General features: G+C 68.0%; 19 protein-coding genes. 8 read left to right on the top strand and 11 right to left on the bottom strand.

Features of this window, described 5'->3' with window-relative positions; translation table 11 throughout:
- Nucleotides 1-68 precede the first annotated feature (68 nt).
- Nucleotides 69-899 carry a 3-deoxy-8-phosphooctulonate synthase gene (kdsA, locus tag FRZ61_RS11130; protein ID WP_151117535.1) on the top strand — a complete coding sequence of 277 codons (831 nt, stop codon included), beginning with the start codon at nucleotides 69-71 and terminating at the stop codon, nucleotides 897-899.
- Nucleotides 900-994: 95 nt separating this feature from the next.
- A complete protein-coding gene (locus FRZ61_RS11125) occupies nucleotides 995-1,777 on the top strand; it encodes an alpha/beta hydrolase (RefSeq protein WP_151117533.1) in 783 nt (260 codons plus the stop codon).
- A gap of 7 nt (nucleotides 1,778-1,784) precedes the next feature.
- Here FRZ61_RS11125 and FRZ61_RS11120 read toward each other — a convergent pair whose 3' ends face one another.
- Nucleotides 1,785-2,498 (bottom strand): GNAT family N-acetyltransferase, encoded by a 714-nt coding sequence (locus tag FRZ61_RS11120; protein WP_151117530.1) that lies wholly within the window; start codon nucleotides 2,496-2,498, stop codon nucleotides 1,785-1,787.
- A 164-nt stretch (nucleotides 2,499-2,662) separates the two neighbouring features.
- Here FRZ61_RS11120 and FRZ61_RS11115 point away from each other — a divergent pair, with 164 nt between their 5' ends.
- Both FRZ61_RS11115 and eno read left to right on the top strand, forming a co-directional pair.
- Nucleotides 2,663-3,202 carry a DinB family protein gene (locus FRZ61_RS11115; protein WP_151117528.1) on the top strand — a complete coding sequence of 180 codons (540 nt, stop codon included), beginning with the start codon at nucleotides 2,663-2,665 and terminating at the stop codon, nucleotides 3,200-3,202.
- 98 nt (nucleotides 3,203-3,300) lie between these two features.
- Nucleotides 3,301-4,581 carry a phosphopyruvate hydratase gene (eno, locus tag FRZ61_RS11110; protein WP_151117526.1) on the top strand — a complete coding sequence of 427 codons (1,281 nt, stop codon included), beginning with the start codon at nucleotides 3,301-3,303 and terminating at the stop codon, nucleotides 4,579-4,581.
- A gap of 154 nt (nucleotides 4,582-4,735) precedes the next feature.
- Here eno and FRZ61_RS11105 read toward each other — a convergent pair whose 3' ends face one another.
- The gene (locus FRZ61_RS11105) at nucleotides 4,736-6,520 is read right to left on the bottom strand and encodes a potassium/proton antiporter (protein ID WP_191909395.1); all 1,785 of its coding nucleotides are present in this window, start codon (nucleotides 6,518-6,520) and stop codon (nucleotides 4,736-4,738) included.
- Between the two features lie 313 nt (nucleotides 6,521-6,833).
- On the bottom strand, nucleotides 6,834-7,514 hold the full coding sequence (locus FRZ61_RS11100) for a GntR family transcriptional regulator (protein WP_151117521.1): 681 nt from the start codon (nucleotides 7,512-7,514) through the stop codon (nucleotides 6,834-6,836).
- Nucleotides 7,515-7,628: 114 nt separating this feature from the next.
- Here FRZ61_RS11100 and FRZ61_RS11095 point away from each other — a divergent pair, with 114 nt between their 5' ends.
- The 3 genes from FRZ61_RS11095 to mazG all read left to right on the top strand — a co-directional run bounded on the left by FRZ61_RS11095 (nucleotide 7,629) and on the right by mazG (nucleotide 10,829).
- Complete coding sequence (locus FRZ61_RS11095) at nucleotides 7,629-8,816, top strand: benzoate/H(+) symporter BenE family transporter (protein WP_151117519.1); 1,188 nt, start codon at nucleotides 7,629-7,631, stop codon at nucleotides 8,814-8,816.
- A gap of 87 nt (nucleotides 8,817-8,903) precedes the next feature.
- Nucleotides 8,904-9,803: a DMT family transporter gene (locus tag FRZ61_RS11090; protein WP_151117517.1), complete on the top strand. Its 900-nt coding sequence runs from the start codon at nucleotides 8,904-8,906 to the stop codon at nucleotides 9,801-9,803.
- A 189-nt stretch (nucleotides 9,804-9,992) separates the two neighbouring features.
- Nucleotides 9,993-10,829 carry a nucleoside triphosphate pyrophosphohydrolase gene (gene mazG, locus FRZ61_RS11085; protein WP_151117514.1) on the top strand — a complete coding sequence of 279 codons (837 nt, stop codon included), beginning with the start codon at nucleotides 9,993-9,995 and terminating at the stop codon, nucleotides 10,827-10,829.
- 402 nt (nucleotides 10,830-11,231) lie between these two features.
- On the opposite strand, the gene FRZ61_RS11080 is transcribed toward mazG, so the two are convergent.
- Nucleotides 11,232-11,849, bottom strand: coding sequence for a GNAT family N-acetyltransferase (locus FRZ61_RS11080; RefSeq protein WP_151117512.1), 618 nt, complete (start codon nucleotides 11,847-11,849; stop codon nucleotides 11,232-11,234).
- A 28-nt stretch (nucleotides 11,850-11,877) separates the two neighbouring features.
- Complete coding sequence (locus FRZ61_RS11075) at nucleotides 11,878-12,750, bottom strand: NAD(P)-dependent oxidoreductase (RefSeq protein WP_151117509.1); 873 nt, start codon at nucleotides 12,748-12,750, stop codon at nucleotides 11,878-11,880.
- 182 nt (nucleotides 12,751-12,932) lie between these two features.
- Here FRZ61_RS11075 and FRZ61_RS11070 point away from each other — a divergent pair, with 182 nt between their 5' ends.
- Nucleotides 12,933-14,018 carry an alkene reductase gene (locus FRZ61_RS11070; protein ID WP_225309212.1) on the top strand — a complete coding sequence of 362 codons (1,086 nt, stop codon included), beginning with the start codon at nucleotides 12,933-12,935 and terminating at the stop codon, nucleotides 14,016-14,018.
- Between the two features lie 6 nt (nucleotides 14,019-14,024).
- Here FRZ61_RS11070 and FRZ61_RS11065 read toward each other — a convergent pair whose 3' ends face one another.
- The 6 genes from FRZ61_RS11065 to trkA all read right to left on the bottom strand — a co-directional run bounded on the left by FRZ61_RS11065 (nucleotide 14,025) and on the right by trkA (nucleotide 19,660).
- The gene (locus FRZ61_RS11065) at nucleotides 14,025-14,846 is read right to left on the bottom strand and encodes an inositol monophosphatase family protein (RefSeq protein ID WP_225309211.1); all 822 of its coding nucleotides are present in this window, start codon (nucleotides 14,844-14,846) and stop codon (nucleotides 14,025-14,027) included.
- Complete coding sequence (gene hflX, locus FRZ61_RS11060) at nucleotides 14,843-16,090, bottom strand: GTPase HflX (RefSeq protein ID WP_151120788.1); 1,248 nt, start codon at nucleotides 16,088-16,090, stop codon at nucleotides 14,843-14,845. The genes FRZ61_RS11065 and hflX overlap by 4 nt, the downstream gene beginning before the upstream one ends.
- 75 nt (nucleotides 16,091-16,165) lie before the next feature.
- Nucleotides 16,166-16,417: an RNA chaperone Hfq gene (gene hfq, locus FRZ61_RS11055; RefSeq protein WP_151117504.1), complete on the bottom strand. Its 252-nt coding sequence runs from the start codon at nucleotides 16,415-16,417 to the stop codon at nucleotides 16,166-16,168.
- Between the two features lie 164 nt (nucleotides 16,418-16,581).
- The gene (locus FRZ61_RS11050; RefSeq protein WP_151117502.1) at nucleotides 16,582-17,259 is read right to left on the bottom strand and encodes an HAD family hydrolase; all 678 of its coding nucleotides are present in this window, start codon (nucleotides 17,257-17,259) and stop codon (nucleotides 16,582-16,584) included.
- A complete protein-coding gene (locus FRZ61_RS11045) occupies nucleotides 17,256-18,119 on the bottom strand; it encodes a D-amino-acid transaminase (RefSeq protein WP_151117499.1) in 864 nt (287 codons plus the stop codon). The genes FRZ61_RS11050 and FRZ61_RS11045 overlap by 4 nt, the downstream gene beginning before the upstream one ends.
- A gap of 164 nt (nucleotides 18,120-18,283) precedes the next feature.
- Nucleotides 18,284-19,660 (bottom strand): Trk system potassium transporter TrkA, encoded by a 1,377-nt coding sequence (gene trkA, locus FRZ61_RS11040; RefSeq protein ID WP_151117497.1) that lies wholly within the window; start codon nucleotides 19,658-19,660, stop codon nucleotides 18,284-18,286.
- Nucleotides 19,661-19,674: the final 14 nt, after the last annotated feature.

Here is a 19,674-nt window from a genome sequence, read left to right as displayed (position 1 = left end):
CCCCGCTTTCGCGGGGATGACGGCAGAGCGAACCGAGCCACAACTTCCCGCTTGATCGGACGAGACCCATGACCCAGCAACGCCATGTCCATGTCGGCCAGGTGACCTTCGGCAACGACAAGCCCTTGTCGCTGATCGCGGGGCCCTGCCAGCTCGAATCCCGCGCCCATGCGCATGAGATGTGCCAGGCGCTGACCGAGCTGACCGGCAAGCTCGGCATCGGCCTCGTCTACAAGACCTCCTTCGACAAGGCCAACCGCACCAGCCTCAAGGGCCAGCGGGGCCTCGGCATGGAGAAGAGCCTGCCGATCATGGCCGAGCTGCGCGAGACCTTCGGCTGTCCGGTCCTCACCGACGTCCATTCGATCGAGCAGTGCAAGCCGGTCGCCGAGGCGGTCGACATCCTGCAGATCCCGGCCTTCCTCTGCCGCCAGACGGATCTGCTGCTCGCCGCCGGCGAGACCGGCAAGACCATCAATGTGAAGAAGGGGCAGTTCCTGGCGCCCTGGGACATGAAGAACGTCGCCGACAAGATCGCCTCGACCGGCAACCAGAATCTGCTGCTCACCGAGCGCGGCGCCTCCTTCGGCTACAACACGCTCGTCTCCGACATGCGCAGCCTGCCGATCATGGCCGAGACCGGCTATCCGATCGTGTTCGACGCCACCCATTCGGTGCAGCAGCCGGGCGGGCAGGGGACCTCGTCGGGCGGCCAGCGCGAGTTCGTGCCGGTGCTGGCACGCGCCGCCGTTGCCGTCGGCGTCGCCGGCGTCTTCATGGAGACGCACCAGGATCCCGATCATGCGCCCTCCGACGGCCCCAACATGGTGCCGATCAAGCAGATGCCGGCACTGCTCCAGCGGCTGATGGAATTCGACCGGCTCGCGAAGGCGGCTTGATCCGCGCCACGGCGGCCCGCCTGTCCGCGCCGTAATTTGCAGCGGCCTTCCTCGTCCCCCTAGGATCGGAGATCCGGGAGAGGGGACCGTTCGTCATGCGTCGACTGTTGGCGGTTGCCGGGTTGTGCGCGGCGTTGCTCGGTGCCACGAGCGCAGATGCTGCCGGCACCATCGGGCTGGTGCTGATGCATGGCAAGACGGGGATGCCATCGCAGCTCGCCAAGCTCGGCGCGGCGCTGACGGCCTCGGGCTATCTCGTCGACGCGCCGGAGATGTGCTGGTCGAAGAATCGGATTTTCGACAAGCCGCTCGACGACTGCATGGCCGAGATCGACAAGGCCGCGGCCGATCTGAAGAGCCGCGGTGCCGGCCGGATCGTGGTCCTCGGCATGAGCCAGGGCGGTGCCGTGGCACTCGCCTATGGCGCCCGCCACCCCGAGCTCGCCGGCATCATCGCGCTGGCGCCCGCGGCCGATCCCACCGGCCTCTCGAACTATGCCGACCTGCAGCGCAGCATCAAATCGGCGCAGCCGATGATGGAAGCCGGCCAAGCTGAAACCGCCACCGACTTCAACGACATCGTGAACGGCAAGACCATCACCGTCCATGCCACACCGCAGAACTTCCTGAGCTTCCACGGACCCGACAGCCCGATCGTCACGATCAAGGCGATGATGACGACCGTGCTGCCGAAACTGGCGGAACCGCTGCTGTGGGTCTCGGGCGACCGCGATGCCAGCCAGGGTATCGCGGGCAAGGCCTTCGCGACCGTGCCGCACAATCCGCTCGATCGCCATGTCGCCGTGGAGGCCGACCATGTCGGCACGCCCGACGCCGCCATTCCCGCCGTGCAGGACTGGCTCAAGCTCCTGAAGTGAGCCGGCCTTATCGCGACGGTTTGCCTTCGCCCGTCAGCGCGCGGTTCGCGTCGCCCAGCGAGCTCTTCTGCCGGCCGGCCGCGTCGAAGTTCGCAGGCTCGAGCCAGCGCTCGAAATTGGCGCGCAGCGCCGGCCATTCGTGATCCATGATCGCGTACCAGGCGGTGTCGCGGTTGCGGTTCTTGTAGATGATGTGCTGGCGGAAGAGGCCTTCGAAGCGGAAGCCGAAGCGGAAGGCCGCCGAGCGCGACGGGGCATTGAGCGCGTCGCATTTCCATTCGAGCCGGCGATAGCCCAGCTCGAACACATGGCGGAACATGAGATACATCGCCTCGACCGGAAGGCGCGTGTGCTGCGTCCTGGGTTCGTACCAGATATGCCCGACCTCGATCACGCCCTGGCCGGGGCGGATGTTGAGGAAGCTCACCATGCCCTTCGGCTCGCCGGTCGCATTGTCGATCACGGCATAGAACTGCGGCTCCGTCAGCGGCGCCTGGGCCTCGAGCCAATCCATGAACTCGGGCTCGCTGGCCCAGGGCCCGTAGGGCATGTAGGTCCAGAGTTGTTTGGTCGCCTCGTCAACATGGCTCTGCGCGTAGAGAAGGTGCCCGTGCTTCTTCGGGACCACCAGCTCGAGCGTGACATAGCGGCCCGCGAGCGATCCGTGGACCGGCGGCTTGCCGGACGGAAATTTCGTCAAGGTGGGGCCAACGGGCAACATCGCGTCTTACCTCCAATAAGCCACATGGGCAGGCCCCAGGCTCGGGCTTGCGGCGGCGCCAAACTAGCGCGAGGCTGAGGCTCCTGTCGAACCGGCCGGTTCCGGCCCCGTCCCATCCGCTTCGCCGTCGTCGAGCATCGCAATCCCGAGAGAGGACATCGATCATGGAGATGGTCCAGCACTTCCGGGCCATGGCGCGCAACAACGCCTGGTCCAACTACCGGCTGCACAAGGCCTGCGCCGGCTTGACGGAGGCCGAGTTCAACAAGAAGCGGACCAGCTTCTTTCCCTCGCTGCCCGAGACGCTGCTCCATATCCTCGAGGTCGACTGGCTCTATCTGGACCAGCTCGAGGCGACGCCGACCGACCGCGATGCCATGGACTACAATCTTCCCTACCGGACGCTCGCCGAGCTGACGCCGGCGCAGCGCGCCATGGACCTGAGGCTCATCGCCTATTGCGAGCGGCTGACGCCGCAGACGGTCGATGCCCCCGTCACCATCCGCCGGGCCAACGGATACCGGCCGGTCAATCCCGCCTCGGCGGTGCTGACCCATCTCTTCGTCCATCAGATCCATCACCGCGGGCAGGTCCATGCCATGCTGGCCGGCACCGCCGTGCCGCCGCCGCAGCTCGACGAGTTCTTCCTGGTCGAGGACCAGCCCCTGCGCGCGCCCGACCTGGCCGCGCTTGAGTTGCCGTGAGGCCGGCCCTATAAGCGGCCCGGAAGCGGCGGCCGGGGTAGGCTGGACCGGTCGGCGCGCAAGACCTTGAAATGTCACATCGGAAGGGATCCCCAGGCATGTCCGCCATTCTCGACATCACCGGCCGCGAGATTCTCGACAGCCGCGGCAACCCCACGGTCGAGGTGGATGTCAGTCTCGAAAGCGGCGCCTTCGGCCGCGCGGCGGTGCCTTCCGGCGCCTCGACCGGAACCCACGAGGCGGTCGAGAAACGCGACGGGGACAAGGGCCGCTATCAGGGCAAGGGCGTGCGCGAGGCGGTCGCCGCGGTCAATGGCGAGATCCTCGACGCGCTCTCCGGCATCGACGCGACCGAACAGGCGAAGGTCGACCGGATGCTGATCGATCTCGACGGCACGCCCAACAAGAGCCGGCTCGGCGCCAACGCGATCCTCGGCGTCAGCCTCGCCGTAGCCAAGGCGGCGGCACAGCAGGCGACCTTGCCGCTCTATCGCTATGTCGGCGGCACCGCGGCGCGCAAGCTGCCGGTGCCCCTGATGAACATCGTCAATGGCGGCGCCCATGCCGACAACCCGATCGACTTCCAGGAATTCATGATCCTGCCGGTGAAGGCGCCGAGCTTCGCCGAAGCCTTGCGGATGGGCGTCGAGGTGTTCCACGCGCTCAAGGCCGAGCTCAAGGGCGCCGGCCATTCGACCAATGTCGGCGACGAGGGCGGCTTCGCCCCCAATCTCGCCGGCGCGGACGTGGCGCTCGCCACCATCATGAAGGCGATCGAGCGGGCCGGCTACAAGCCGGGCGAGCAGGTGGTGCTGGGCCTCGATGTGGCGGCCAGCGAGTTCTACAAGAACGGCAAATACGCCATGGAAGGCGAGGGCAAGACGCTCGATGCCGCCGGCATGGTGAAGTTCTACGAGGATCTGGTGAAGCGCTACCCGATCGTCACGATCGAGGACGGCATGGCCGAGGACGACTGGCAGGGTTGGGCCGAGCTGACCAAGGCGCTCGGCGGCAAGGTGCAGCTCGTGGGCGACGATCTCTTCGTCACCAACACCAAGCGGCTGGGCGAAGGCATCGCCAAGGGGATCGCCAATGCCGTGCTGGTGAAGGTCAACCAGATCGGCACGCTCACCGAGACGCTCGAGACCGTCGAGATGGCACACAAGGCGGGCTATCGCGCGGTCATGTCCCACCGCTCGGGCGAGACCGAGGACGCCACCATCGCCGACCTCGCCGTCGCCACCAATTGCGGCCAGATCAAGACCGGCTCCTTGAGCCGCTCCGACCGCCTCGCGAAATACAACCAGCTCCTGCGCATCGAGCAGGAACTGGGCCTGAGCGCGATCTATCCGGGCCGCAGCGCGCTGGCGCGGGGGTAGGGAGTAGCGCCGCGCTACAATCTCCTCCCCCGTCTTCGGGGGAGGATTAAGGAGGGGGCTGCTCGATGTCCGATACCGGGCAGCCCCCTCCCTGACCCTCCCCCAGAACGGGGGAGGGGATGGTGTCTTCCCTTCCTCGTTTTGCTTCTTCCCTCTACGCCTTCGCCGTCCCGCCGCCGAACTTGCGGCGCATCCGCTCGAGCCAGCGCAGGAGCGGCAGGCGGGTGCGCGCCTCTTCGAGCTCGAGGCCGACCAGCGTGATGCGGTCGCCCTGGGTGGCGCGCACCGTCAGCTCGACAGGCGCGAGCTTCACGCGATCGCCCACCACCGGCAGCCGGCCGATGCGCCGCGCGAGCCAGTCGCCGACAGTGAGGCCCTTGGCGTCGGCGGGGAAGGGCAGGCCGTATTCCTTGGCGATGAGCTCGAACGGGGCCGAGGGATCGAACATGAACTCGCCCAGCCCTTCGACGGGCTCGCCGGCGGATGCCGGGGCGAAGAGCTTGTCCACCTCGTGGCGCTGCTCGGGCGGCACCAGCAGAATCACATAATCGTCCGGCTCGAGCTTGCCGGGCTCGGTCGGCGGCAGGATGCGGCCCTCGCGCACGACGCCCAGGCTGCCGGTGCGCGGCGGCAGCGGCAGCGTCGAGGGCGAATGCTCGAGCGCGCTGCTGTCCTCGACGACGCGCCAGCCGAGGATGTCGCGATCGGCCGCGTCGGGCAGCTCGAACAGCCGGCTCGCCTCGGGCTCCGGCGCCGCCGGCACCTCGAGGCCGAGCGCGCGGGCCAGGCCCGGCGCCGTCCAGCCCTGCACCACCAGCGACAGCAGCACCATCACGAAGGCCACGTCGAAATAGGCGCGTCCGTTGGGCAGCCCCGCCAGCACCGGCAGGCAGCCGAGGAAGATCGGCACGGCGCCGCGCAGGCCCACCCAGCTGATGAAGGCGAGGGAAGGACGATCGAACCGGAAGGGCAGCAGCGACAGCAGCACCGCCACCGGCCGCGCCACCAGCATCAGCACGAGCGCGATGACGAGCGCGGGAACGGTCAAGGGGAAGAACTCGGTCGGCGTCACCAGCAAACCCAGCAGCAGGAACATCACCACCTGCGCCAGCCAGACCAGCCCGTCATGGAAACGGATCACCATCTGCTGGGCGCGGAAGGGCTTGCTGCCCATCACGATGCCGGCGAGATAGACCGCGAGGAAACCCGAGGCGCCGACCACGTTGGCGGCCGAGAACAGCACCAGCGCGCCGGCGGCGACCAGGATCGGGTAGAGCCCGACCGCCAGCTCGACCCGGTCGATCAGCCAGCGCATCGCCCAGCCGCCCAGAAGCCCGAAGGCGGCCCCGCCCGCCATCTGCAGCACCAGCGACAGGGCCACCCGCAAGGCGCCGGCCTCGCCCGACTGCAGCAGCCATTCGACGCAGGAAATCGTCAGGAACACCGCCATGGGATCGTTCATGCCGGATTCCGCCTCGAGCGTCGCCTGCACGCGCTGGTTCAGGACGCGGTTGCCGCGCGACAGCAGCAGGAACACGGCGGCCGCATCGGTGGAAGCCAGTATCCCGCCGAGCAGCAGACCCTCGACCGTGCCGAAGCTCAGGACCTCGTAGGCCACGACCGCCACGATCGCCGCCGTGACCAGGACGCCCACCGTCGCCAGCGAAAGGCCCGGCCACAGCGCCAGCCGGAAGACGGTACGTGTCGTGCGCAACCCGCCGTCGAACAGGATCACCGCCAGTGCGACGCTGCCGACCATGTAGGTCAGATGGAAATCGTCGAAGACGATGCCGCCCGGCCCGTCCTGGCCGGCCAGCATGCCGAGCACCAGGAAAATCAGCAGCACCGGCGCCCCGAGGCGGGTGGCATAGGCGCCCGCCAGGATGCTGAGCGCCACCAGGCCGGCGCCCACGAGCAATGTGACCGAGATCGATTCCATATCGGCCACCATAACCGATGCGCGCCGCTTCGCGAGGCTTCGCGTTCATCGGCGCGATTTTTTTCAACGAGTGCGGCAAAGATTCCCCACCGCCGTGCAACCGCAGAGCGTGTGCCGCCATCCTGATCGGCGCGCGCTCGCCACCACTTCCTCTTCTTCTCCCCCACGAGAGCGGGGGAGAGGGGAGGGTGAGGGGCGTCGCAAAACGGGGCGAGCCCTTCGACATGTCGCTGGCCATCGGGGCCCCCTCACCTGACCTCTCTCCCCGCTTTGCAGGTGGAGAGGAAAAAGAGAGCGAGCACGAAGGCCCGCTTCAGCGATCGCGGCCCTCGAGGAAGCGCTCGAGCGTCTGCGCCGCGGTGCCGATATGCGCGACGAGGATGCGGCAGGCGAGCGCGGGCTTGCGCGCCTTCGCAGCCTCGAGCATCGCCCGATGCTCGCCCTGCGAGATGTGATGGCGGCCCATGGCGGCGAGATGGAAGCGCAGATAGCGGTCCGCCTGCGCCAGATGCTGCTCGACGAGGGCGAGCAGGCGAGGGCGGCCGGCCCGGGCATAGAGCGTCATGTGGAAGCGCCGGTTGAGTTCGCCCAGGCGGTTCTGGTCCGGCTCGCCATCGAGCTCGGCCAGGAGCTCCGCCGCCCGGTCCAGATCGGCGCCCGACAGGTGGGGGATCGAGAGCCGCAGGGCCACGGGTTCGAGGGCGAGGCGGATCGTGTAGTTGTCGGCGGCGTCCTCGGCCGAGATCTCCGCCACGATGGCGCCGCGATGCGGATAGAAATCGACCAGCGCCTGCGCCTCGAGCTGACGCAGCGCCTCGCGGATCGGCATCCGGCTCACCCCGAAGGTCGCGGCCAGCTCCTCCTGCCGCAGGGGCGTGCCGCCCGCCAGCGTGCCGTTCAGGATCGCCTGGCGCAGGGTCGCCTCGACGAACTCGGTCGCGGTGCGGAAGCGGGGCCGGGCCTGATCGACGAGCTGGGCGAGGGTCGCGGTCATGGGGTGGATTGTCGATTGGATCCAATTCAACTATAGAGGCCGGGGCGGGGTGTGCCAAGCCGGGGGCTGAAACCGGCCGACCGCTCTCGAAGGGATCTCGCAAAAGGATCGCCCATGGATCAACACCGTGTGTCCGAGCTGTCCGCGGCCGCGGCGCCGGGCCAGGCGATCACCACGGGCCTGCTGGCCTCCTTCGTCGGGTTCGGCAGCTCCTTCGCGGTGGTGGTGCAGGGCCTGGTCGGCGTCGGCGCCGATCCGGCCCAGTCGGCCTCGGGATTGCTGGTCCTGAGCGTCGGCATGGGCCTGCTCGGCATCCTCCTGAGCCTCCGCTACCGCATGCCGATCAGCGTCGCCTGGTCGACGCCGGGCGCGGCACTGCTGGCCTCGACGGGCGCGCCCGAGGGTGGCTTCGCCGCCGCCGTCGGCGCCTTCCTGGTCGTGGGCGCGCTCATCGTCCTGGCCGGACTCTGGAAGCCGCTGGGGCGCCTCGTGGCCTCGATCCCGTCCTCGATCGCGAACGCGATGCTGGCGGGCGTGCTGTTCCATCTCTGCGTGGCGCCGTTCCTCGCCATCGCCGAGATCCCCGCGCTGGCGCTGCCGGTGGTGCTGCTCTGGGCGGTGGTGGCGCGCTTCTGGCGGCTCTATGCGGTGCCGGCGGCCGTGCTGCTGGCGGTGGCGCTGATGTTCTGGCAGGGGGCAGGGCCCTCGCCGCCCGTGGGCCAGCTCTGGCCCCAACTCACTCTCGTGCCGCCGGTCTTTTCCTGGAGCGCCATGGTGAGCATCGCGCTGCCGCTCTTCCTCGTGACCATGGCCTCGCAGAACATCCCGGGCTTCGCCGTGCTGCAGGCCAACGGGTTCCAGCCGCCCTCGCGGCCGCTCATCGTCACGACCGGCGTCGGCACCATCCTGGCGGCGCCGTTCGGCGGCCATGCGATCAATCTCGCGGCGATCACCGCGGCGCTCTGCGCCGGACCCGATGCGCATCCCGATCCGGGCCGGCGCTATATCGCCGCGGTCGCGACCGGCGTCGGCTACATCCTTTTCGGCATGATCGCGGTCGCCGCCACGGCCTGGATCAGCGCCTCGCCGCCCTTGCTGATCGAGGCGGTGGCGGGCTTGGCCCTGCTGGGCGCCTTCGGCTCGGCCCTGGGCAACGCGCTCACGAGCCCGGGCGAGCGCGACGCGGCGCTGGTGACCTTGATCGCCACCGCATCCGGCATGTCCTTCGCCGGTATCGGCTCCGCCTTCTGGGGGTTGCTGGCGGGCGGAATCATGCTGGCGCTGCGCCGCCTGAAGCCGTAGTTCTGAGACGCAGACCCGAACGGCCACGCGCTCCCGTGGCTCCAGACCCAGACGACGATCACTTCCCGCGCAGGATCATCCTCCGCCATGCCCGATGCCGCCCTGACAGCCGGCGAGGCGAGGTCGCGCCATCGGCTCGGCCTGGCCATGGTCACGGCCTCGGCCATCTTCTGGAGCAGCGGCGGCTTCTTCACCCGGCTCATCCCGCTCGATCTCTGGACCATGCTGGCCTGGCGCGGTCTCTTCGGCGGCTTGAGCATCCTGCTGTTCATGGCCTGGGATGCGAGAGCGCCCGGGCGTCGCCTGTGGCGGCCGATGGGCTGGCCGGGCCTGATCGTCATGCTGCTGAACACCGGCGGCATGCTGCTCTTCATCGGTTCGCTGCGGCTGACCGCGGTGGCCGACGTCACGGTCATCTATGCGATCCTGCCGTTCCTGACGGCGCCGATCGCCTGGCTCTGGTTCAAGGAGCGGCCCACGCGCCGCACCATGCTGGCAGGGCTGCTGGCCCTGGGTGGCGTGGTCATCACCGTCGGCGGCGCCTTGGGCCATGGCGGCAGCAGCCTCCTGGGCTGCTTCCTCGCGTTCGTCATGACGACGACCATGGCGCTCACCACGAGCATCACCCGGCGCTATCCGGGCGTGCCGATGATCCAGGCGGCCTGCCTGGCCTGTTTCGCGGGCTCCGCGATCTGCTTTCCGATGGCAGGGCCGGCGAGCGGAATCACCGCGCTCGATTTCGTCAATCTGGCGCTGTTCGGCATCCTCAACATGGGCCTCGGCCTGGCGCTCTACGTGATGGGCGCCAAACACATTCCGGCGGTGGAGGCGGCGCTCCTGAGCATCCTCGAGACGCCGGTCGCGCCGCTCTGGGTCTGGATCTTCTTCGCCGAGGTGCCGCGCGGCGCCACGCTGCTGGGCGGGGCGGTGGTTCTGTTCGCGGTGCTGTGGCAGGTCCTGGGGAGCCGGCAGCACCGATCCGCGTGAATTCCCGGCCCATTCATAATTTTCCATAATATGTATTATGCGACTTACAGATAGGCCGAAACGGCCGGTTCTTGCGGCTCTCCAGGCCCCCCCCCCCCCCGCGGCTCTTCTCCTCCGTTATCGGACTGCCGCTTGGGGCCTGCTTCGACCCTCGCTAAGTTGCCCCTGAACCCTCCCAAGAGTCGCGCGATGACCCCATCCAAGCTCAAGGCCGCCCCGTCCGAAAACCTGGCGCCGATCGACCGGCTGCTGGCCATCATGGCGCGGCTGCGCGATCCGGCGGCCGGCTGTCCCTGGGATCTCGAGCAGGACTTCCCCACCATTGTCCCGCACACGATCGAGGAAGCCTACGAGGTGGCCGACGCCATCGAGCGCGGCCGGATGGACGAGCTCAAGAGCGAGCTCGGCGATCTCCTGTTCCAGGTGATCTTCTACGCTCAGATGGCCCGCGAGCGCGGCCTCTACGAATTCGACGACATCGTCCGGACCCTCAACGACAAGATGATCCGCCGCCATCCGCATGTCTTCGCGGACGGCGCCGTGGACAGCGCCGACGCCCAGACCCTCGCCTGGGAGGAACAGAAGGCCGGCGAACGCGCCGCCGAGGCCGCCGCCAAGGGCGCGGCCGCCAGCCAGCTCGACGGCCTGCCGTTGGGGCTGCCGGCCCTGACCCGCGCCGCCAAGCTGCAGAAGCGCGCCGCGCGGATCGGGTTCGACTGGCCCGAGGCCGCCCCGGTGCTCGACAAGATCGTCGAGGAGGTCGACGAGATCAAAGCGGAGCTGGTCCAGGGCAGCGGCCGGGACCGGCTGGCCGACGAGGTCGGCGACTTGCTCTTCGCCGTCACCAACCTCGCCCGCCATCTGGAGCTCGATCCCGAGCAGACCCTGCGCGGCGCCAATGCCAAGTTCGAGCGCCGCTTCCGCCGGCTGGAGGCGCTGCTGGCCCAGCGCCATGACCCCGGCACCCGGCCGGGGCTCGATGCGCTGGAGGCGCTCTGGCAAGCGGTCAAACAGGAAGAGCGTTAAGCGGCCGAGACGCACCTTCGCTTGATATTGTTCTCTTTTTGTTCTAAGCTGCGAGAAGAGAGAAAGACCCGGCCCGCGGAGATCGGACAAGGTCGGATCCCGGCATTCACGATCGCTCCGGGGCGATCCCGAGGGACCGGCGGGCCACCGTCAAGCGCCTGTTCCTTGCCTGATAGGGCCCTGTTCCGGGCCTGTTTTTGGGGCGCCCCATAAACTGAGTGGTGTTTGAAAAAAGACGTATCTCCAGCGGCTTGGGAAATGCTGATGCCGGCGGATCCCTGCAAAGGCCCTGTTCTCAGGCGATCCGGCCGTCAAGAGCCGCCCGTCCTTGCAATTCTCATGGCGTCCTCTGCGGTCGGAGACCTCTCATGCCGCCGCGAACTCCGCGTTCTGACCGGGCGACTACTTCTCGATCAGCGGAATCTGCGGCGAAGCCGTGCGCGGCAGATGGCCCGTCAGCCGCGGATCGTCATGGACCTCGACCGCATAGGCGTAAGGCACGAAGCCGGAGCGGCGGTAGAAGCCCAACGCGCCCGGGTGATCGAAGCTGCAGGTATGGACCCAGAGCCGCCGGATGGGCCGCGCCCAGGCCTTCTGGATGGCCTGGTCCATGAGGAAGCGCCCGGCGCCCTGGCCGATCGCCTCCGGCACCAGCCCGAAGAACGCCAGCTCGCACTGGCCCTCCTCGCGGAAATCCAGCTCCAGCAGCCCGATATGGATCTGGTCTTCCTTCAGCACGAAGACCTCGACCGCGGGATCGGCCAGGATCGCGTGCAGCCGGTCGTCGGGCATCTTGAGCCGCGAGAACCACATCCAGTCCTCGCCGATGCGCCGGAACAAGGCCCGGTAGGCGCCGAGATCCGGGCCCGGCATCCGCTCCAACGCGAAGGGTCTGTCCCGCTGCGGCACCGGTCGCTGGGTCGGTTTCGCCGTCATCTCGAGGCAGACGACGACATTGGCCAGCTTGCCCGGCGGCAGCAGCCAGTACCCGTCGCCAATGAATTTTTCTTTATCTATCATAATGTCTTATAGATCGATCTTAAAGTGATCAATCATTCATCAGCAGATGGATCAGGCTCGAGGTGTCCCAACGGCCGCCACCGCGGGCCTGGACCTGGGCATAGAACTGATCCACCAGGACGGTCACCGGGAGGCGCGCGCCATTGCGCTTCGCCTCGTTCATGCAGATATCAAGATCCTTCCGCATCCAATTGACCGCGAACCCGAAATTGAACTTGCCTTCGGCCATCGTCAGGGCCCGGTTCTCCATCTGCCAGGACTGGGCGGCGCCCTTGGAGATGGTGTCGATGACGAGCTTGGGATCGAGGCCCGCCTTGAGCGCGAAATTCACGCCTTCGGAGAGCCCCTGCACCAGCCCCGCGATGCAGATCTGGTTGACCATCTTGGCGAGCTGGCCGGCGCCCACGGGGCCCATCAGGGTGCAGGCCCGGGCATAGGCGTCGATCACGGGCTTCACCCGCTCAAACAGCTTGGGCTCGCCGCCCACCATGACGGTGAGCTTGCCGTTCTCCGCGCCGGCCTGGCCGCCCGACACCGGCGCGTCGAGGAAGCCCAGCCCCTGCTCGGCCGCCTTGCCGGCGCTCTCGCGCGCCACCTCGGCCGAGGCGGTGGTGTGGTCGACGAAGACAGCGCCCTTCCCCATGCCCGCGAAAGCGCCCTCGGGGCCATGCAGGATCGAGCGCAGGTCGTCGTCATTGCCGACGCAGGCGAACACGATCTCGGCGCCCTTGGCCGCGGCCGCCGGCGTCGGCGCCGCCTTGCCGCCATGCTTCGCCGCCCAATTCTGGGCCCGCGCCGCCGTCCGGTTATAGACCGTCACCTGATGGCCGGCCTTGACCAGATGGCCCGCCATCGGAAAGCCCATGACCCCGAGGCCAAGGAAGGCGACGTTGTTCGACATGGCGTCCGTTCTCCCGCTGGAATGAAGCGGCCGGCATCTTACCGGCGAGCCCTGGCGCTGCAACCCTGGCTGAATTCCCTGGCAGTCACTTCGGAGTAAGTCGCTGTCATCCTGGTGGGATTGATGCGGAGGGGGCCGCTATGGCTCCATGCCGCCCTCACCGGAACGGGATGCGAGACATCATGAAACTGTTCGAGCCCATCAAGATCGGCCGCCTGACCCTGCCCAACCGCATTGCCATGGCGCCGATGACGCGCAACCGCGCCGGCCCCGGCAACGTCCCCACCCCGCTCAATGTTCTCTATTACCGCCAGCGCGCGGGCGCGGGCCTGATCATCACCGAAGGCTCCCAGGTCTCGCCGCAAGGCGTGGGCTATCCCAACACGCCCGGCATCCATACGGCCGAGCAGGTCAAGGGCTGGCGCGCCGTCACCGACGCGGTGCATGCAGCGGGCGGGCGCATCTTCCTGCAGCTCTGGCATGTGGGCCGCACTTCGCATCCCAGCATGCAGCCGAACGGCGAGCTGCCGATCTCCTCCTCCGCGATCGCGCCCGAGGGCGAGATCTACACCTTCGAGGGCATGAAGCCCTATGTCGCGCCGCGCGCGCTCGGCACGGCCGAGGTGAAGAAGGTGGTCGAGGATTTCCGCCATGGCGCGCGCTGCTCGCTCGAGGCGGGCTTCGACGGCGTCGAGATCCACGGCGCCAATGGCTACCTGGTCGAGCAGTTCCTGGTGAACGGCACCAACAAGCGCACCGACATCTATGGCGGCTCGGTCGAGAATCGCACGCGTTTCCTGGCCGAGGTGACCACGGCCGTCGCCGAGGTCTGGGGCGCCAATCGTGTCGGCGTCAGGCTTTCGCCCAACGGCGTGTTCGGCAGCTCGGCCGACACCGACCGGCGCGCGATCTTCCATCACGCGGCCAAGGTGCTCGACGGCTTCGGCCTCGCCTATCTGCATCTCATCGATCATTTCCCGGACGATCCGGAGCCGGCCGGCGGCTATATCCTGCCGCGCGAGATGCGGAGCCATTTCCACGGGCCCATCATGACCAACAGCGGCTATACGCTGGAGAAGGCCGAGGCCACGATCGCGCGCGGCGATGCCGACATGATCTCGTTCGGCGCCAGCTACATCGCCAATCCCGACCTGGCCGAGCGCTTCCGCCAGGGCTGGCCGCTCAACACGCCGGACGGCAATACCTTCTATGGCGGCGACGCCAAGGGCTACACCGACTATCCGGCTTACGCGCAGGCGGCGAAGTAGAGAGCCCTACTCGTCCAGCAGCAGGCCGCGCAGCGCGGTCCAGCTCATGCGGTCGGGCGCCATCAGCAGCCCGACGGCCTGGGTCTGGGCCGCGTGATAGTCCCTGCCATCGAGATAATGGCCGGCGCCGCCCGCCTCGCGGTGGATCAGCACGCCCGGTGCATGGTCCCAGGGCATCAGCTTGGTGAAGAGCGTGAAGTCGACCTCGCCCTTGGCGAGGCGCAGATATTCATGCGCGGCGGCCCGCAGCGACTTGATCGGCTTGACCCGGTTGCGGTGGGCCTGCACCCGATGATCGAGCTGGCGATCGCCGAAGAAGCCGGAATGGAGCGTCCCCGTCAGCTCATGCGGGTCGGCCGGCGGGCTCGAGACCTTGAGCTTTCGGCCGGTGCGATGGCCATCGAGCCAGGCCCCCTCGCCCTTCGCCGCCGTCGCGGTGCTGCGCGCGACCGGGTCGTGAATCCAGGCCGCGACCGGCTCGCCATGATCGAGCAGCGCCACCATCACGCCGAACAGGGGTTTGCCGGCGGCGAAATTGGCGGTGCCGTCGATGGGATCGATGACCCAGGCCAGCCGGGCCGTATCGAGCTGGGCCAGCAGGGTCGGATCGGCCGCGGCGGCCTCCTCGCCTACCATCAGCGCCTCCGGCAGCAAGGCGGCCAGCAGGGGCGCCAGGCGACGTTCCATCGCCTCGTCGGCCACCGTGACGAGATCGCCCGGCCCCTTCTCGCGCACGTCGCCCGAGCGCAGGTTGGTGAAGCGGGGCATGACCTCCTCGGCCGCCGCTTGCGCGATCAGGGCCGAGACCTTGTCGATATCGAGCCTCACGCGCGGGCGACCGGATAGAGCCGCTGATAGCGGCCGAGATCGGCCGGATCGAGCCGCACATCGACATAGGCGAAACCCTCGTCGTCGCGCCGGGTCAGCACCTCGCCATGGCTGTAGAGCCAGGCCAGCGCCGCGCCTTCGCCATGCGGCACCTTGAAATGGCCGATCTGGCGCTGCGCGGCCAGGCGGCGGTCGATCTCCGTCAGCAGCGCCGCCGTGCCCTCGCCCGTCAGCGCCGACAACGCGACCGCATGCGTCTGACGGCCGGCCTGTCGCAGCAGGGTCTCGCGATCGGCCGGCGCGAGCAGGTCGATCTTGTTCAGGACCTCGATCAGGTCGTGGTCCAGCCGCGGCTCGAGATCGAGGTCCTTGAGGACCTTGATCACCTCCTGCTGCTGCAGCGTGGTCTCGGGATGGGCCACGTCGCGCACATGGAGGATGATATCGGCGGCGCTGACCTCCTCGAGCGTGGCGCGGAAGGCCGCCACCAGGTCGGTCGGCAGGTCGGAGATGAACCCCACCGTGTCCGACAGGATGATGTCGCGGCCCGAGGGCAGCTTCACCACCCGCATGGTCGGATCGAGCGTCGCGAACAGCAGGTCCTTCGCCATCACCGTCGCCCGGGTCAGGCGATTGAACAGGGTCGATTTGCCGGCGTTGGTATAGCCGACCAGCGCCACCACCGGATAAGGCACGCGCCGGCGCGCCTCGCGATGCAGCCCGCGCGTGCGCTTGACCTCGGCCAGGTCCTTCTTCAGCCGGCCGATGCGCTCGCCGATCAGGCGGCGGTCGATCTCGAGCTGGGATTCGCCGGGACCGCCGATGAAGCCGAAGCCGCCGCGCTGGCGTTCCAGGTGGGTCCAGGATCGCACCAGGCGGCTGCGTTGATAGCTGAGCGCCGCGAGCTCGACCTGAAGCTGGCCTTCCCGCGTTCGCGCACGCTCGCCGAAGATCTCGAGGATGAGCCCGGTCCGGTCGATGACCTTGCAGCTCCAGGCGCGCTCGAGATTGCGCTGCTGCACGGGCGAGAGCGGCCAGTCGACGACCGCGAGCTTGATGGCCTCGGCTTCGATCAGGCCCTGCAGCCGCTCGACCGCGCCCGATCCGATCAGGGTCGCGGGCTTCGGCTCCGCGACGCGGACCGTCTCCGCATGGACCACGTCGAGATCGATCGCGCGCGCGAGGCCGATCGCCTCGGCCAGCCTGGCCTCGGGCTCGCGGCCCGGCGCCACGGGGCCCCGCATGACCGGGGTCAGGACCAGGCAACGTTCGCCGCGGGTGAGCTCCGGTCCGCTGCCGTTGGAAATCGTCTCCGCCACTTACTCCTCGTCGCCCTCCTTGGCGCCTTCGAAGAGCTGCACCGGCTGGGCCGGCATGATGGTGGAGATGGCGTGCTTGTAGACGAGCTGCGAATGCGCGTCCCGGCGCAGCAGCACCGAGAAGTTATCGAACCAGGTGACGATGCCCTGCAGCTTCACGCCGTTCACCAGGAAGACGGTGACCGGCACCTTGCCCTTGCGAATGTGATTCAGGAAAACGTCCTGAACGTTCTGCGACTTTTCCGTAGCCATCGGCTCCCTCTTTTTCTGAAGTGTTCTCGGGGCCCGGTCTTGTTGGGACCTGACGCCGGCGGAACCGGCCTGGGTCCATGGACAATCCCTATCGGGCGCCGGAACGGTAAAACCCGTCCCGGAAAGCCCGATTAGGTAGCACAAAATGGCAGATTTCGGAAACTCTAAAGTTTGTCAACGAGTTGGCGTAGTTCATTGCAGCTATGGAAATGCCGCATACCGATGATCGCCGTGAATTCGCCAGGCTGCGGCGGTTGCGCCCGCACCAGAAGCGGAACACAGCCGCTGTCCCTGGCACAGATCATATCGAGATCGGTATCGCCCACGAACCAGACATCCGGGCCCGGCGCGATGGCGCCGCCCTCGAGCGCCATCAGGACCGGTTCGCGCGCCGGCTTGTCGCGCGGGGCATCGCCGGCGCCGATGACGCGGCCGAAAAAGCGTGTCCAATCGAGATGATCCGCCTCCTTGCGCAGGAAGGCCCCGCGCTTGTTGCTGACCACGCCCTGATAGACCCCCCGCTCCGCCAGCCGTGCCAGCAGAGCCTCCGCCCCCGCGAGCGCCTCGAGCCGCTCCAGATGGTGCGATTGAAAGCGGCTATAGAAAATCTTTTCGGCTTCCTTCCAGCGCCCGCCGAACATGCCGGGGAAGCTGTCGCGCAGCGACGCCTTCACCCGCTCGCGGGTCTGCTGCAGCGTCCAGGGCTCGTGCCCCATCGCCACCAGCGCCGCATTGAGGGCGTCGGCGATGACGGCCCAGCTGTCGACCAGCGTGTTGTCCCAGTCGAACAGGACGGCGCGCGGCAGCGTGAGCCGTTCCGTACCGGCCAAGCCTGCCGTCATATCAGGACCGGGGTTTCGAGCGCGGCCGCGACATAGACATCGCGCAGCCGGCGCGTCACGGGACCGGGCTTGCCCTCGCCCACCGCGTGCCCGTCGATCTTCGTGATCGGCAGCACGAAGCTCGAGGAGCTCGAGAGGAAGGCCTCGCGCGCCGCGAGCGCCTCCTCGCGGCTGAAGGCGCGCTGCTCGAAGGCGATGCCCTGGTTCTCCAGCAGCTTGATGACGCGCTGGCGGGTGATGCCGTTGAGGATCGCGGCGCCGGCGTCGCGCGTCACCAGCTTGCCGTCGGCCGTGACGATCCAGGCGTTGGTCGAGCTGCCTTCGCTGATCGTTCCGTCCGCCTCGACGAGCCAGGCCTCGAACGCACCCGCCATCGTGGCCTTCTGCTTCGCCAGCAGGTTCGGCAGAAGGCCGATCGACTTGATGTCGCAGCGCTCCCAGCGGATATCGGGCAGCGTGATCACCGAGACCCCCTGCTCGATCGCCGCGGCCGAGGGCGGCCGCGAGCGGCGGATGGTCGCGACGAAAGCAGTCTTCACCCGGGCCGGGAACTTGTGATCGCGGGGCGCCACGCCGCGCGTCGCCTGGAAGTAAAGCAGGGCGTCACTCAAGCCGTTGCGGCGCACCAGCTCGCGCAGCACCAGCTTCAGGGCCGCGCGCGACATGGGCCGCGCGATCTCGAGCTCGCCCAGCGAATAGTCGAAGCGATCGAGATGCGGCTCCTCGTCGATCAGACGCCCGCGATAGAGCGGCACCACCTCATAGACGCCGTCGGCGAACTGATAGCCGCGATCCTCGATATGGACCTGGGCCTGGGCGATCGGGACATAGCGGCCGTTGACGTAGGCGATGCGGGGCATGGAGCGGACCTGGGCGTGAGGCAGTGACGGAATCGAGCGAGATCATGTCCCTTCCCCCCTTGAGGGGGAAGGTTAGGAAGGGGGACGACGCGATGTCGGATACCGAGCAGCCCCCTCCCTAACCCTCCCCCGCGACGCGGTGGAGGGGACAAATCCCTCTGGTCTCAAAAGAACTCCAGCTTCACCGAGAACATCTTCTCGATCAGCGGCACGGACTTGGCGATGGCGAACATGACCACCCGGTCCTCGGGCTTGATCACGCTGTCGCCGCGCGGGACGATCATGCTGTCGCCGCGCAGGATGGCGCCGATCAGGACGCCGGGCGGCAGCTTGGCTTCGCGCAAGGGGCGGCCCACCAGCGCCGATGTCGGCAGGGCATCGACCTCGATGATCTCGCCGAGCCCGTCGCCGACGCTATGGACCGAGCGGATCCGCCCGCGGCGGACATGCTGCAGGATGGTGGAGACGGTGATGGCGCGCGGGCTGACCACCGCGTCGATGCCGAGCTGGCCAATGAGCGAGCCATAGACCGGCTTGTTGATGAGCGCGATCGAGCGCTTGCAGCCATGGCGCTCGGCGAGCAGCGAGGCCAGGATATTGACCTCGTCGTCGTTCGAGACCGCGACGATCGTCTCGGTCGCCTTCACGTTGGCCTCGGCCAGGATCTCGGGATCGAGCGCGTCGCCCTGGATCACCACGCTGCCCGGCAGCAGCCGGGCCACGCGCTCGGCCCGCTGCCGGTTGATCTCGATCAGCTTGATCTCGACGCCGGGCGACTCCTGTTCCAGGATCTCCGCCAGGAAGGTGCCGATATTGCCGCCGCCGACGACGATCAGCCGGCGGGCCTCCGGCTCCTCATGGCCGAAGGCGGCGAGTGCCCGCTTCAGATGCCGGGTGTCGGCGACGAAATAGACCTCGTCGCCCACCAGCATCTGATCCTCGGCCGACGGCACGATGTCGCGCTCGCCGCGCCGGATCGCCACCACCGACATGGCGAGATCGGGGAAGAGCTCGGTGAGCTGGCGCAGGGGGGTGTCGACGACGGGGCAATCCTCGTCGCAGCGCAGTCCCACCAGCGTGATGCGCCCGTCGCAGAGCGGGATCGCGTCGAAGGCGCCGGGGATGCCCAGCCGGTAGGCGATGGCGCGCGCCACCTCGATCTCGGGCGAGATGATCTCGTCGATCGCCATGTTCTGGCGGTTGAAGAGCTCGGCATAGCCGCGCTGCAGGTAGCTCTGCGAGCGGACCCGCGCAATGCGCCGGGGCACCTCGAACAGCGCGTGCGCCACCTGGCAGGCGACCATGTTGACTTCGTCGTAATGCGTGACCGCGATCAGCAGGTCCGCGTCGCGGGCGCCCGCCTGCTCCAGCACGTCCGGGTGGGAGGCATAGCCAACCACGCCCTGGACATCGAGCGTATCGCTGATCTGCTCGATCAGCCTGGGCTCGGTGTCAATCAGGGTGACGTCGTTCTCCTCGCGCGACAGGTAGCGCGCGATGTTGAACCCCACCTGCCCCGCGCCGCAGATGATGACTTTCATGGGCAGCGATGCCC

The sequence above is a fragment of the Hypericibacter adhaerens genome, from assembly GCF_008728835.1.
Lineage (GTDB): Bacteria > Pseudomonadota > Alphaproteobacteria > Dongiales > Dongiaceae > Hypericibacter > Hypericibacter adhaerens.
The sequence above is the reverse complement of the archived record's forward strand: the minus strand, read 5'-3'. Positions and strand labels throughout refer to the sequence as shown.